The 13,289-nt window shown below is 41.4% G+C and carries 12 protein-coding genes; 6 read left to right on the top strand and 6 right to left on the bottom strand.

The annotated features are described in order from the left end of the window. Positions 1–50: 50 nt before the first annotated feature. Positions 51–356: an AbrB/MazE/SpoVT family DNA-binding domain-containing protein gene (locus ACYH0O_RS02390; RefSeq protein WP_482630975.1), complete on the bottom strand. Its 306-nt coding sequence runs from the start codon at positions 354–356 to the stop codon at positions 51–53. Positions 357–539: 183 nt separating this feature from the next. Here ACYH0O_RS02390 and ACYH0O_RS02395 point away from each other — a divergent pair, with 183 nt between their 5' ends. Genes ACYH0O_RS02395 through ACYH0O_RS02405 form a run of 3 tightly spaced genes read left to right on the top strand, consistent with a single transcriptional unit; the run spans position 540 to position 4,256 of the window. Continuing rightward, the gene (locus tag ACYH0O_RS02395) at positions 540–1,700 is read left to right on the top strand and encodes a cation:proton antiporter (RefSeq protein ID WP_482630976.1); all 1,161 of its coding nucleotides are present in this window, start codon (positions 540–542) and stop codon (positions 1,698–1,700) included. Between the two features lie 60 nt (positions 1,701–1,760). Beyond that, positions 1,761–3,107 carry an ATP-binding protein gene (locus ACYH0O_RS02400; RefSeq protein ID WP_482630977.1) on the top strand — a complete coding sequence of 449 codons (1,347 nt, stop codon included), beginning with the start codon at positions 1,761–1,763 and terminating at the stop codon, positions 3,105–3,107. Positions 3,108–3,122: 15 nt separating this feature from the next. Continuing rightward, positions 3,123–4,256, top strand: a complete 1,134-nt coding sequence (locus ACYH0O_RS02405) for a DEAD/DEAH box helicase (RefSeq protein WP_149154448.1) — start codon at positions 3,123–3,125, stop codon at positions 4,254–4,256. 96 nt (positions 4,257–4,352) lie between these two features. Here ACYH0O_RS02405 and ACYH0O_RS02410 read toward each other — a convergent pair whose 3' ends face one another. Beyond that, a complete protein-coding gene (locus ACYH0O_RS02410) occupies positions 4,353–5,969 on the bottom strand; it encodes an amidohydrolase (protein ID WP_482630978.1) in 1,617 nt (538 codons plus the stop codon). Positions 5,970–6,145: 176 nt separating this feature from the next. Between ACYH0O_RS02410 and ACYH0O_RS02415 the strand changes: the two genes are divergently transcribed. Next, positions 6,146–6,691 (top strand): GNAT family N-acetyltransferase, encoded by a 546-nt coding sequence (locus ACYH0O_RS02415; protein WP_482630979.1) that lies wholly within the window; start codon positions 6,146–6,148, stop codon positions 6,689–6,691. 905 nt (positions 6,692–7,596) lie between these two features. Here ACYH0O_RS02415 and ACYH0O_RS02420 read toward each other — a convergent pair. Continuing rightward, positions 7,597–7,833, bottom strand: a complete 237-nt coding sequence (locus ACYH0O_RS02420; RefSeq protein WP_482630980.1) for a hypothetical protein — start codon at positions 7,831–7,833, stop codon at positions 7,597–7,599. 255 nt (positions 7,834–8,088) lie between these two features. Here ACYH0O_RS02420 and ACYH0O_RS02425 point away from each other — a divergent pair, with 255 nt between their 5' ends. Then, entirely contained in the window at positions 8,089–10,341 is a 2,253-nt protein-coding gene (locus tag ACYH0O_RS02425) for a UvrD-helicase domain-containing protein (protein ID WP_482630981.1), read from the top strand. Positions 10,342–10,509: 168 nt separating this feature from the next. Here the strand turns inward: ACYH0O_RS02425 and ACYH0O_RS02430 are convergent, their stop codons facing one another. Then, positions 10,510–10,650 (bottom strand): hypothetical protein, encoded by a 141-nt coding sequence (locus ACYH0O_RS02430; RefSeq protein ID WP_172655744.1) that lies wholly within the window; start codon positions 10,648–10,650, stop codon positions 10,510–10,512. A gap of 264 nt (positions 10,651–10,914) precedes the next feature. Here ACYH0O_RS02430 and ACYH0O_RS02435 point away from each other — a divergent pair, with 264 nt between their 5' ends. Beyond that, complete coding sequence (locus ACYH0O_RS02435) at positions 10,915–11,007, top strand: putative holin-like toxin (protein ID WP_220154057.1); 93 nt, start codon at positions 10,915–10,917, stop codon at positions 11,005–11,007. Between the two features lie 174 nt (positions 11,008–11,181). Here ACYH0O_RS02435 and kynB read toward each other — a convergent pair whose 3' ends face one another. Further along, on the bottom strand, positions 11,182–11,805 hold the full coding sequence (gene kynB / locus ACYH0O_RS02440; RefSeq protein WP_482630982.1) for an arylformamidase: 624 nt from the start codon (positions 11,803–11,805) through the stop codon (positions 11,182–11,184). Positions 11,806–11,830: 25 nt separating this feature from the next. After that, positions 11,831–13,114: a kynureninase gene (gene kynU, locus ACYH0O_RS02445; RefSeq protein WP_482630983.1), complete on the bottom strand. Its 1,284-nt coding sequence runs from the start codon at positions 13,112–13,114 to the stop codon at positions 11,831–11,833. Positions 13,115–13,289 lie beyond the last annotated feature (175 nt).

Raw genomic sequence — 13,289 nt, forward strand, 5'->3', positions numbered from 1 at the left:
TGCGAGGGACGGACCTTGTTTGGTGGAGGTGAAAAGCTTGGTTCGTATTGTTATTTTTCTTTTGAAATCATAAAATAATTTTCTGTTTCATTTACGATTAGGTAGTAGGATGATTGATGGGTCATGCCCATTTCTTCTCGGAGTTCTTTTGGGATGTGGACGGTTCCTTTTTCTGAGACGTAGCGCTTGTTATGAGTAGATTCTTTGACAGCTCGCTTAATATATATACAGTTGTTTTGGTAGACGAGTTCTGCAAGTTTTCCTGGAACCAGTCCAAACTGTTCTCGCCATTTGTGTGGGAGGGTAATCGTACCACTTTTACTGAATATTTTGCTACCATACTCCGTGCCCAACATGTAGCATCACCTGCCTTCACTATCATTGCTTCTCTTTTTTCCTCTTCCATAAAAAAATAAACACAATTTTAAATAAACGGGAAAAAGGTTGCGGTGCGTTTAATGAGAGGGTGTTCAGTGGAATAAAAAGGTATGAACCCTATTTTGGAGGTGTGAATCATCGATCCAATCCAAATTCTGTTTTTGCTTGTAATCGGCTACAGTGTTTTTACCATTGATAAAAAGAAAAAGAATGTTCCTGTTCCAGTAGTTTTACTTCTGTTTGGAATAGGGTTGTCGTACGTACCTGTTTTTTCTGACGTCAACTTAACGAAAGATATTATTTTTGAATGGTTTCTGCCATCCTTATTATTTATTTCTGCATATCAATTTTCAACCAAAGCCTTAAAAAAGCATGTTGGAATCATTTCTATCCTTAGTACAGTGGGGATTATCATTACGACCGTCTTGATGAGCCTGCTTTTTTATTACGGTTTGCATCCGTGGCTTTCCATTTCGTATGTAGAGGCTCTATTAATCGCAACGATCCTGACGCCTACGGATCCTGTTTCTGTTGTGTCTATATTAAAGGAATCTTCCAATCATCAGGACATAGCAGATGTTGTAGAAGGTGAGTCAATGATCAATGATGGCACAAGCATCGTGCTCTTTACAGTTGTGGCAGGAGTCTACTTTGGGGAAGAATCCATTTCAGTGCCTTCTTTTCTTTTGGAATTTCTATTGGTTTCCCTAGGGGGAATCGCAATTGGTGTGTCACTCGGTTGGCTGGCGAGTAAAGCCATCCACTTCACAACTGATTCCAGATACCAGATCATGCTTAGCATCATTCTTGCTTATGGAACCTTTTACATAGGGGAAGAGCTTGGTGTCTCAGGCGTACTGGCTACTGTATTCTCAGGGATCATGCTTTCGTATGAATACGGAAGAACAATTAAAGAACATCATTTTAGAAAGGATCTGGATGGTTTCTGGACCGTCATGGAACCGACCATTCTAACCTTTTTATTCCTATTAATAGGGATCCAGGCGACACAGTATTTGTCTTTCTCATTAATCGGGTGGATCTTCTTCCTATTTATTCTCTCCTTGGTGGTTCGCTATGTTATTATTATTGGTGTTGTCAAAATGAAAAAAACTTGGAGAAAAACGTACGGATGGAAGGAAGTATTCATATTAACTTGGTCCGGTATTAAAGGGACTATGTCTGTCGCCTTGTTACTAAGTATAGATGGACAAGGGCCTCAACTGCTCCATTCATTGACATTTGGAGTCATTCTGCTTTCTCTCATCATACAAAGCATAGGAATTTACCCTTTGACGACTTTCTTCCTGAAAGGAAAATAAGTCATCAAAGAATTTATGATAAATTGGTAAGAACTGAGAAACCCTAGGAGAAAGACTATTTTGAATTTAGGTGAACTCTCAACGATGAAACAAGCAAAAGACATTGCCTTGAAAATTTCCGTCACCTATGTGCTATTAGGCATCCTGTGGATTGTATTATCCGACTACTTTTCCATGATCATTGCTCATGAAAAACTCAGCATGTATATTTATTTTCAGCGCTATAAAGGCTGGTTATTTACACTTGTAACAGGTATGATCATTTTTTTATTAGTGTATCGGAGAACCAGTGAATTAATAATCTCAAATGAAAAGTTGAAGAAAAAAGAGAAACAGCTTCAAATCAGAAATCAGCATTATCATTCTCTATTTGAACAAAATCCGGATGCTGTCTTAGAACTTAGCCTGGATGGCAATGTGGTATCTGTGAACTCTGAAGCTGAAGGATTACTGGAATCAACTCATGAACAGTTGAAAGAAGTGAAATTCAGTAAATTTTTGGATGAAGTCGAGATGAAAAGAGTAACGGAGTACTTCTTCCAAACCTTCAAAGGCTGGGCGTCAACCTTTGAAACGACCATTCATTTAGCCAATAACAACCGGAAAATACTGCGTTGTTCACTTGTACCGATTATTGTTAATCGAAAAGTGACGGGGATATTCGCCATTGCAAGGGATATCACCCTCCATCGGGAAAATGAAGAAATGGTGATAGCATCCGAAAAGCTTTCTGTCATTGGCCAGCTGGCTGCGGCTGTCGCACATGAAATCCGCAATCCCCTTACATCCCTTAAAGGGTTCATCCAGCTTATGCAAATCAGTAATCGAATAAACCATGATCATTTGGATATCATGCTCTCTGAAGTCGATCGGATTGACTTGATCTCAGGGGAGATGCTGATACTGGGTAAACAGCAGGAGTTCGATCTGCGTCGTGAAAAACTGGATGATATTCTGAAACAAGTACTGGTGCTGATGGAAGCACAGGCTCATCTAGATAATGTATCCATTCAATATAAAAACCTGGCGGAAAAGCCCCTGTACGTATTGGGTGAAGGAAATCAACTCAAACAGGTGTTCATTAACATTATTAAAAATGCAGTTGAATCCATACCTGATAACAAGGATGGAAATGTTTCGATTACATTGGTCACCCGAGGCGATGATGCCCATGTTGTAGTGGCGGATAACGGAGTAGGCATGGAACCGGAAAGAATCGGCCATCTTGGAGAACCATTCTATTCAACGAAAGAAAAAGGAACGGGTCTGGGACTGGCCGTCTGTCAAAAGATCATTGAACGACATAAAGGACATATACACTTTCAAAGTGAAAAAGAAAAAGGAACCGCAGTGGAAATCAGCTTGCCAATCGTGGACGAAGAGATTCCTGCTGCCTCTGCCGATTAAGAAAGGACAAATAGCATGAACTCAATTTCAACCATTATCAATACCCCATCAATCCAAAAAAACTGGGAAGAATCAGGATTCACTTCTTTAACTCCTGTACAGGAGCGCGTGGTACCTCTCATTATGGAAGGGAAAGATGTTGTTTGTGAATCACCGACCGGGACAGGGAAAACGTTGGCGTATCTACTTCCAATCATCCAAGCCATTGATCCATCAAGAAAACAGGCTCAAGCTGTGATACTTGCTCCATCAAGAGAGCTTGTCATGCAAATCCACCAGGAAATCCAGAAATGGGCGAAGGGAACCGACGTAACGAGTGCTGCTTTCATTGGAGGAGCAAACATTAAAAAGCAAGTCGAGAAGCTGAAGAAAAAGCCACATATTGTAGTGGGAACAACAGGTCGTTTGATCGAATTGATGAAAATGAAAAAGCTGAAGATGCATGAAGTGAAAACCATCGTCGTCGATGAGTTCGACTTAATGATTTCTTCAGAACACATCCGTGAGGTAAAGGATATCATTAAAGCTACTTTAAAAGAGCGTCAGGTTCTATTCTTCTCGGCCACTTTATCAGACGAAACCGAGAACGTAGCGGAATCACTATTGCAAAACCATGAAATCGTCAAAATGGAAGCGAACCTGGATAACCCGAAAGTGGATCATGTGTATGTGTACAGCGAGCTGAGAGATAAAATGGAAGCTCTAAGAAGCATCTCATACTTCAAAGGAATCAAGGCCCTTGTATTTTTCAATCAACTGGAAAAGCTCTCTGAAATAGAAGAAAAACTGAAATATAAGGGAGTCGAACTGGAAGTATTGGCAGGGGAATCAAACAAGATGGAGCGTAAGCAATCACTGGACCGCTTCCGTTCAGGGAAAGTATCCATGCTTCTGACAACAGACGTTGCGGCACGTGGCCTTGATATCACAGACGTCACACACGTTGTCCATTACGACTTCCCAAGCGATACGAAACAATACATTCACCGCTCAGGAAGAACCGGGCGCATGGGAGCGGAAGGAACCGTCATCTGCCTTGTATCCAAACGCGAACTGAGCTTCCTCGAGAAACTGAGCAAAGAACTCAACCTCCCATTCCAAGAAAAAACCATTCGAGGCGGGGGACTACAAGCACCAGAACAAAAATAAGATGAATAGTGAGAGGTCCGTCCCCAGTTTTTGAGGGACGGACCTCTGTTTTTTGGCTCTGGAATTGGTGATGTCTACCTACCCCAAATTTTAACCTTATCTTTCATACACGACATTTCCATCCATGATGGTCATCCAAACACCAGTCTCCAGCATTTCCTCTGATTCTACTTCAAATAAATTCCGGTCTAAGACGACTAAATCCGCTTTCTTTCCAACTTCGATGGTTCCTAAGTCGTGTTCTCTAAAGTTACCGTAAGCAGGGGATTTCGTGTAATGCATCAGAGCATGTGCCATTGAGATTTTTTCGTAAGGGTTCCATCCTCCATGTGGTGTGCCGTCTTCATGTTTACGTGTAATCGCCCGGTAAAGACCAAGCATGGGATTCAAGTCTACAATCGGAAAGTCCGTTCCGAAGGCGATACTGGCCCTATGATTCTGCAAGGAGCCAATTGGCCAGGTGAAGCGAGCCCTCTCAGGACCCAGCCTGTCTAAATAGGCATGGGTATCCATGGACCCTGATGTCAGGTGTTCAGGCTGAATGGATGCAATGACGCCTAACTTCTCAAACCGACCGAAGTCACTTGGATCGCAAACTTCAATATGCTCGATTGTATGGCGGGAATCCCGCATGCCATTTACACTTCGGGCATGCTCATACAAATCCAGGCCCAATCGGACCGCTGCGTCTCCACATGCGTGTAGGCGGATCCTGAAACCTTCCCGGTCAGCAGCATCAATCCATTCTTGGTACACAATAGGATCATAGATGGTGCCGCCTGTTTCAGAAGGACGGTCAAGGTACGGCTGAAGTAAAAAGCCGGTATAGGTGAGGGGGACACCATCCAGGAACTGCTTCAAGCCGGAAAATTGAAGCTTATCGGATTGATACTTTTCCCTGAATTGAATACCACGCTCAAGGTTTCCGTCCAAAACATCCAAAAAATGAATTCTCGTCGTCAGTGTTCCTTTTTCCTCAAAGGTCCTATAAAAAGCTGGATCCCCTAAAGTATATCCGGGAAGAGGAAGCATGTCAGAAACAGAGGTTATGCCGTAGGATGAAGTCTTTTCCAACATCCCGTTCATCAGCCTGGTTTTCACTTTTTCATCAAACGAAAAAGCTTCAATGACATACTGAACAGCCGTCTCATACAAAAAGCCGGTCGGCTCCCCATGATGGTCTTTTTCAATCTTTCCAAAAGGAGGCTCGGGTGTATCACGGTGAATTCCTAATTTCTGAAGAGCAGCTGTATTCAGCCAAGCGCTATGAGCTTCTTCATTCAGAAGCACAACGGGACGGTGGGGAATGTACTGATCCAGAGAGTGACGGGAGGGAATAGCCTGACCTGGCCAGCGCACATGATGCCAGCCGAATCCAAGGACCCATTCATCGTTCGGGTGGTCCTTTGCAAACTGCGCAACCATTTTCGCTGTAGCTTCTTCTGAATAGCCGAATGTCAGCTGACAGAACCCCTCGAACATTGCCCCTAAAAACAAATGAAGATGAAAGTCATGAAATCCTGCCGTCACAAGGCGGTTTCCAACATCCCATGTTTCTGTCGACGGTCCTGTAAAGCTTTCCATCTCTGAGCGGGGACCAACTCCAATAATACTGTCATCCCGAACAGCCACGAACCCATCAAAGGGGGACAAAGCATTTCCGGTAAATATGGCTTTACTTACAATGATTTTATGAGCTTTATGATCCAACATCGCTTCTCCAATCCTTTTCAGCTTATTAAATCGATTGTAACCAGAATAAGGAAAGAATACAAACCAACGCTTCTCATCACGAGTATAAGATTTTATGAGAAATTCAATTTTCAAGAAGGCATTAAAAAATACAATGTTGAATAATAAAAGAGAACAAGAAGAAAAGGAGAATGATTATGCTGACAAGAACCTTTCCGGTGCTTGAAACAGAAAGATTCCGCTTAAGAAAGATGGAAGAAGAGGATGCTCCCCAAGTATTTGACTATTTTTCAAAAGATGAAGTCACTCGTTATTATGATTTAGATTCGTTTCAAGAAGAAAAACAAGCCATTGAAATCATCAACAGATGGAACGGGAGATTTCAGAAAAATGAAGGGATCAGATGGGGGATTGCTTTAAAAGAAACAGACGAAATCATTGGAAGCTGCGGTTTTCATCAGTGGGAAAAAGAACACTTTAAAGCCGAGGTGGGATTTGAGGTTCATCCAACCTATTGGAGACAAGGGGTCATGTCCGAGGTATTAAGACCGATCCTGCGGTACGGTTTTGAAGAAATGTCCCTTAATAGAATTGAAGCTTTTTATGATCCGGAGAACACGGCTTCAAAGAAATGTCTTGAAAAAGCAGGGTTTATGTTCGAAGGAATATTGAGAAAAGCGGCATTTGAAAAGGGAATCTTTTGTGATGCAGCTGTTTGCTCCCTGTTAAAAGAAGAGTTTTAAACAAAATTTAAGACGCTGCTTATGTCTATATCACATAAACAGCGCCTTAACTTAAGTAAACCTTATTCAATTAACTTTACTATCCTTTCTTACTAATACACATACTTAACATTCTTTTGAATTAATGGTATTGCATGTATTATTTAGTTTATTTTCTCCTGCCGCTGATTTTCCCACACGCCCACATGTTACGAAGATAGTTTTCACGGGCTATCTTCTTGCGTACCATGATGTTAGCATGCTTCGCTTACACTCTTCATTGGAATCATCTCCTGAAATAAGATTGCGCATTCCCGCATATCCACACATCTTGAAATCAGTTTTCACGGGCCGATCTCAAAAGCGAGATGTGATGCTGACATGCTTTGCTAGCTTACTTCATTGGAATCACGCCTTCCTTTAAAGTTTGTGTTTGTAAATCTTTTATTAATTATATATTAACAAATTCTAAAATTAATGCAAATGTTCAGAATAATCAATATAATGCGATTTGGGCTGTTTTTAACGATGAAATAGTCGGTTATCTTACTTTATCTCAATCTTTCTTGTTATTTGAAAATCATTTTTATTAGTCCTAAAAAGTACATTCTACAAAACCTTGACCGTTCCTTTCCGCTGCAGGCGCTCGCTTTCCGCGGGGCGTGAGTTGAGCCTCCTCGGGCTTTGCCCTGTGGGGTCTCAACTTTCCCGCTTTTCCCACAGGAGTCGAGCACCTTCCGCTCCAATCCACTTTGTGCTTCTTCATTATTTGTCACTTATAAGAATAAGGAGTAGAAAGACCAAACACTAAAAATCATTTAACAAAGTATTGAACGTCACTTTAAAAGCAGGCATTCTACAGAGGAACAGCACGTAGTTCCTCCCTCATTAAAAATAAATTCATGAATTGTGAGAAAAAACTGTCGTTATTCCAATCTTCTATTAAGATAGTACTTTTCCAAGTCCATTTCCCGGTTCACAAGCAGTTCCATTTCTTTGAGATGATGTGTTTCCACCACAGGATCAATGTGACACCAGTGAACTTTATTTACGAAGTAATAGTTTCTGATCTTCCTTAGGTTGACTAGGGAGTGGGGGAAAAGGTCAAATTCTGCTTTTATACTGTTGAAGCGGGTAAAGCCCCATTTTGTTAGATTCATCATTTATCACCTAATGTTCTATTACCTTTTCTATCAATATGTTAATCCCCGGGGAGCATATCTGATTTAAACAAACGTTTGATTAGTCTTTCAAAACATTTATTCTACTAGGGTTCAAGGGATTAAACAGTCGTTTAATAGTATGGACATATCCAGTATTCTATCCCTATCATCCTGAGATTGTCATTGCTATTTTTGAAGAGCTCTTGTTATGATGAGAAGGTTATGAATCGTAAAGAAAAGCTAGGAGAATGAGCTTTGAATAAAGTATTAACCAACTATTCTATTTATCCATATGAAGCGGAAAAGAAGGAAATCCCGGTAGCACCACTCAATAAGGGAGACACGACGAAACAGCTGATATCCTCCCATGAAGAGGATGCTTTTTTCTTTCGGACGATGGAGGAAGCAGGCATTCATTTGAATGCTTCTCAGATAGAGGCTGTGCGTCATGTGGTGGGCCCGTGCTTAACCCTGGCTGGTGCAGGGACTGGAAAGACAACAGTCCTCGTTTGCCGGGCAGGTTACTTGATGACTGTGAAAAATATTGAGCCGAGAAATATTTTACTCGTGACATTTACAAAGAAAGCGGCGGAAGAAATGAAGCAGAGGATTTCAAGTCTGCCGGGGACGGAAGCTGGAGGACAGGTTCATGCCAGCACGTTTCATGCCCTGTTTCTTTATTTACTTAGATCCCGTCATTACACACAAGAGGTGATCGGGAACGAGCGCTATAAACAAATTATCCTGAAGCAAATTCAGAGAGAAATGAAGATATATGATCCTTATGATGCAGAGACGCTCCTCGCAAAACTCTCTCATTATAAGTTGAATCAAAAAGATATCAGGGATCTTCCACAGAAATCCAAGTCGGAAAAAGAAGTGCGTGACATTCTCTTAAAATATGAAGAGTGGAAGCGGATGAATCATAAAATGGATTTCGATGATATATTGACAGAGGCATATCAATTATTACTTTCGAATCCTAACCTTTTGACCTCTCTTCAGCACCGTTTCCAGTACGTGATGGTCGATGAATTCCAGGATACGAATCTCGTACAATATGAGCTTATGAAGTTGATTGCGGCTCATCGGAATTTGTTCGTAGTAGGAGATGATGACCAAACGATCTACACCTTTAATGGTGCCAGAAACGAATTTATTTTGGATTTTGATGAAGAGTTCCCGGATGCAAAGGTTGTAACTTTGAAAGAGAACTACCGATCGGATGCCTATATCATCGGGTTGGGCAATAAAGTGATCGGACAGAATGAACACCGTCGTGTTAAGGAGCTTATCGCCACTAAGGTGGAAGGACAAAAGCCTCTTTATTCAAGACCGGCTACTGCAGATGAAGAGGCCGTCTGGATCACAGAAGAAATCCATCGGTTAATAGGAGAAGGATATACATATGGGGATATGACGATTCTTCACCGCACCATGAGCAGCGGGCGGGCAGTCTTTGAGCAACTGCTATTAAAGGAGATTCCTTTCACGCCTTATAATCAAAAGGATTCCCTCTTCTATGAAAACTGGACGGTGAAACCGGTGGTGGATTACTTGCGGTTATCGATTGTTCCCAGGAACTTCTCAGCCATGGAATCACTGCTGCCGACTCTATTTATAAGAAGGGACCGGGGGATGGCTCATATTCTGGAGGAAGATCGTATAGAGAGAAAGAAATATCCTCTCATCCATTTAACGACATTATCAGGATTGAAGCCGTTTCAGGTAAAGAATATAAAAGAACGGATGAAATTTCTAAAGTCGATCGGAGACCAGTCACCGGAAGCTGCGATCAAACGGATCAGGAAAGAGTTCTATCATCAATACATTGATGCCCAGGAATCACATGTGGTAACAGAACAGAAGGAACTCATTAAAGAAATGCTGGACGAACTTGAAGGATCGGCGAAGCGCTTTGATACGATTTCGAGTTTTATTACCTTTATTGATGAGATGAAAGCAAAGTATGAGGAAATCTATTCAAATCAGAGTCAAAAAAAGAACACAAACAGCGTATCGTTAATGACGATTCACCGTTCTAAGGGCTTGGAGTTCCCCGTCGTGTTTTTGATCGGTGCAATTGAAGGAAACCTTCCTCATAGCTCAGCGCTGAATGCCAATAAGCTTGAAGATAAGGTATACAAAGATCCGAATCAAAAAGAAAAGGCTTTGAGTGCAATAGAAGAAGAAAGACGGCTTGCGTATGTAGCCATCACGAGGGCGAAAGAGAAATTGTTTATTTCTTCTCCTGCCTATTATCAAGGTGAACAGCGAAAATGCTCCCGTTTTATTGCAGACTTATTTACGAATACTCCCCACACGGATCAGCCGAAGTCAAATAAAAAGGCGAGGAGTGGGAAGTTGAGTAAGATCTTGGCCTGGGTTTGCACAAATACCAAGTGCATTGCCTGGCAGCGACCGGAAACCCATGAAGATACGGAATCCAAGGTTTGTCCCCTATGCTCAAGTTCAATGAAACTGGGTGAAAAGGAAATCACTGAATAAAAAGAGCCCGAGCGTCCTTAGAGAGAGGATGTCCGGGCTTTATGCTTTGCTGATCGATCGCATTCTTAAAGATATCAACCGTTCTTTCATTTTATCAACCGTATTTTCAAGATATCGACCGTTCTACAAAAAATGACAAATTTCGCTAGCGGTCTTAAATACAAATCATCATTGCGAAAAATGATCATGATCATGAGAATCGATTTTTTTCGAATCATTTGAATCCAAAGCTTGTCTTAAGAAATAAATAAGAATACCCAAAACCATTCCAAGCATCACGACTAAACCCAAAGTGATGGTAATTCCCATTGTACCGCCTCCTTTTTTTAACATAGCTATGGTCCATTTTTTATCATTTTAAACATCTATATTGTTAGTCTATGAAAAGAAGAAGGGAATATATGCGATTTAAAACAATTTATAGACGGGATCAATTCAGTAAAAAGGAACTATTTTCTAAATATGCTCAGAATTATAGAACATACGTTCGTTTTTGTGTTAAAATATGTGTACGGTGTACATAGCTGGGTGGGCAAGAGGCAGCTCCCTTAAGATGGGAGGTGATGAGCAGGAATGATCGAAACGGCAGACGTACTACAACTGATGATTGCCTTTGGTACATTAACAGTAGCAATAATCGCAGTCACGCAACAAAAAAAGAAGTAACCCACCCACTATGACAACTGCAAGGGAAAGGTTACTTCTATCTTATTAAAGGATAAATTGCTCACGGCAATGTATACTGTCAGAGTTCTGGTGGCAGCCAGGACTCTGTATTTAAGCAATGAACTTTTCTATTATATTATACAAAATGAAGGGAAAACCTGTAAAGGAATCTTATCAAGTTCGATCCATTAAAATGGCTCGGACGGGAGATCCATCTCCTTCTTTAAGAGCGAGGGGAAGGGCTACCAATTCATACCGTCCAGGCTCTACGTGGTCAAGGACAATCCCTTCCAATATTCCGATGTCATGTTGCCGTAATGAATGGTGAGCAGTCAGCTCTTTACTATCCAATGGATCCACTGAAGGAAGATCCACTCCAATCAAATCAATCCCTTTTTCCTTCAAAAAAGGTGCGAGCTCTTTCGCAATGGGAGGAATGCGTTCAGGAAACTGCTTGGGATTCTTCCAGGCATTCGTCTTGAAAAGCACCTTCTTAACTCCTGAAAAGTCGACCTTATCCAGTAGTTCACTACTTATTTCTGCAGCATTCTCCACCGATACAACGATGGCTGGCCCCATAAACCTCTCTAATGGCAGGTCCAATATTCTCTTTCCAGCTTTGTCAAAGTGGAAGGGAGCATCGACGTGTGTTCCAGTATGAGAACTCATGGTAAGCTGACCGACATTCACGGATCCCGTTTCCTCCTTTGTCCAATTCAATGAGAAAGAAAAGGGAGTGTCCCCTGGCCAGACAGGAGTGTCATTGTGTAAAGGGCGGGAAATATCAATGATCTTCAAACGGTCTCATCCTTTCTAAAAGAAGTTACGCTACAACATTCCGCGTATTTTCAAACTTCTTATATTCTTCCTTGTCCATGATGGTTTTCAAGATTTGAATGGTCTCCCACACATCTTCATAGGAAGAATAGAGAGCCACGGGAGCCAGTCGAATCACATTTGGTGAACGGAAGTCAGGTGTGACATTGTTCACCTTCAAGGCTTTACAAATTCTTGCCGCCTCTTCATGCTTTAAACTAATGTGCCCGCCTCTCTGATCATCTTCAAGTGGGTTACAGATTGTAAACCCATACTGTGAAAGCTCTTGTTGAAATAGATCCATCATAAATCGTGTAAGCGAAAGGGATTTTCTTCTCAGATTCTCAATGCCGGCTTCTTCAAATAACTCCAGCGAGCCAAGTAAAGGAGCACTGCTTAATATATGCGGGGTCCCAATTTGGAAGGCACCTGCAGAATCTGCATGGGTCAACGTATGATCCATATCAAACTGCTTATCCTTACGGGAGCTGAACCATCCGGAAAGACCAGGTTTTTTCCCTTTATGCCTGTTATGAACAAATAATCCGCCTACACCACCCGGGCCACTATTTAAATATTTGTAATTACACCACACAGCAAAGTCTACTCCGTCATCATGTAATTGATGGGGAAGAGCTCCAATCGAATGGGCCAAATCGAATCCAATCACAATGCCACGTTTATGGGCTGCGCTCGTCAATCGCTTCATATCCAGGAGTTGTCCGCTTCGATAGAGAACGGATGGTAATAGAATCAGAGCAATATCATCCGTCATATCCCTGATGATGTCCTCTTCTCTTAATGTGTATCCGTCTCTGCTTTTTACCTGAATAAGATGTTCATCAGGGGTGTAACCTTTTAACTCCAGCTGACTTTGAACAGCGTAAATATCCGAAGGGAAAGTCAATTCATCGGCTAAGATTTTGGTGCGTTTTCCATCAGGTTGATAGAATGTAGCGAGTAACTGATGAAGGTTCGTCGTAATGGAACCCGTCACAATCACTTCTTCCTTTTCTGCCCCAACTAAAGGGGCTGTCATTTCACCAAGCTTTTCAGAATAATAGAACCATGGCTCCTGCCCATCCATCCAGCCATCGATTCCATGTTCCTTCCAATCTTCCAATGACGTAAATAACGCCTTTTCTGCCCGTTTTGATAATAAGCCTAAGGAGTTCCCATCCATATAATAGTGATTTTTCTTTATGTAAAACTCATTCCGGAAGTGGGCCAATGAATCCTGCCTGTCCAGTTCCTTAGCGTGTTCCAACGTCAACTTCTCTCCATCTGTCATCCCTATCCCACCTTAAACAGTCTTACCAAAATGATAATCTAAATGGTTCGAATAGTAAAATAATTTCTTGACCTAGTAGAATAAAAGGTATTTAATATTGAATAATCTATTCAAAAATGTATAAAAAGTCAAAAAACTTTGGTATAAATGAATTAATATAAAATTTTTCAGGATA

Source organism: Rossellomorea sp. H136, from assembly GCF_056838065.1.

Excerpts from the sequence above, each read along its gene's own strand:
- ACYH0O_RS02390 (WP_482630975.1), bottom strand. The coding sequence starts at position 356 with ATGTTGGGCACGGAGTATGGTAGCAAAATATTCAGTAAAAGTGGTACG.
- ACYH0O_RS02405 (WP_149154448.1), top strand. The coding sequence starts at position 3,123 with ATGAACTCAATTTCAACCATTATCAATACCCCATCAATCCAAAAAAAC.
- ACYH0O_RS02410 (WP_482630978.1), bottom strand. The coding sequence starts at position 5,969 with ATGTTGGATCATAAAGCTCATAAAATCATTGTAAGTAAAGCCATATTT.
- ACYH0O_RS02415 (WP_482630979.1), top strand. The coding sequence starts at position 6,146 with ATGCTGACAAGAACCTTTCCGGTGCTTGAAACAGAAAGATTCCGCTTA.
- ACYH0O_RS02420 (WP_482630980.1), bottom strand. The coding sequence starts at position 7,833 with ATGATGAATCTAACAAAATGGGGCTTTACCCGCTTCAACAGTATAAAA.
- ACYH0O_RS02430 (WP_172655744.1), bottom strand. The coding sequence starts at position 10,650 with ATGGGAATTACCATCACTTTGGGTTTAGTCGTGATGCTTGGAATGGTT.
- ACYH0O_RS02435 (WP_220154057.1), top strand. The coding sequence starts at position 10,915 with ATGATCGAAACGGCAGACGTACTACAACTGATGATTGCCTTTGGTACA.
- kynU (WP_482630983.1), bottom strand. The coding sequence starts at position 13,114 with ATGACAGATGGAGAGAAGTTGACGTTGGAACACGCTAAGGAACTGGAC.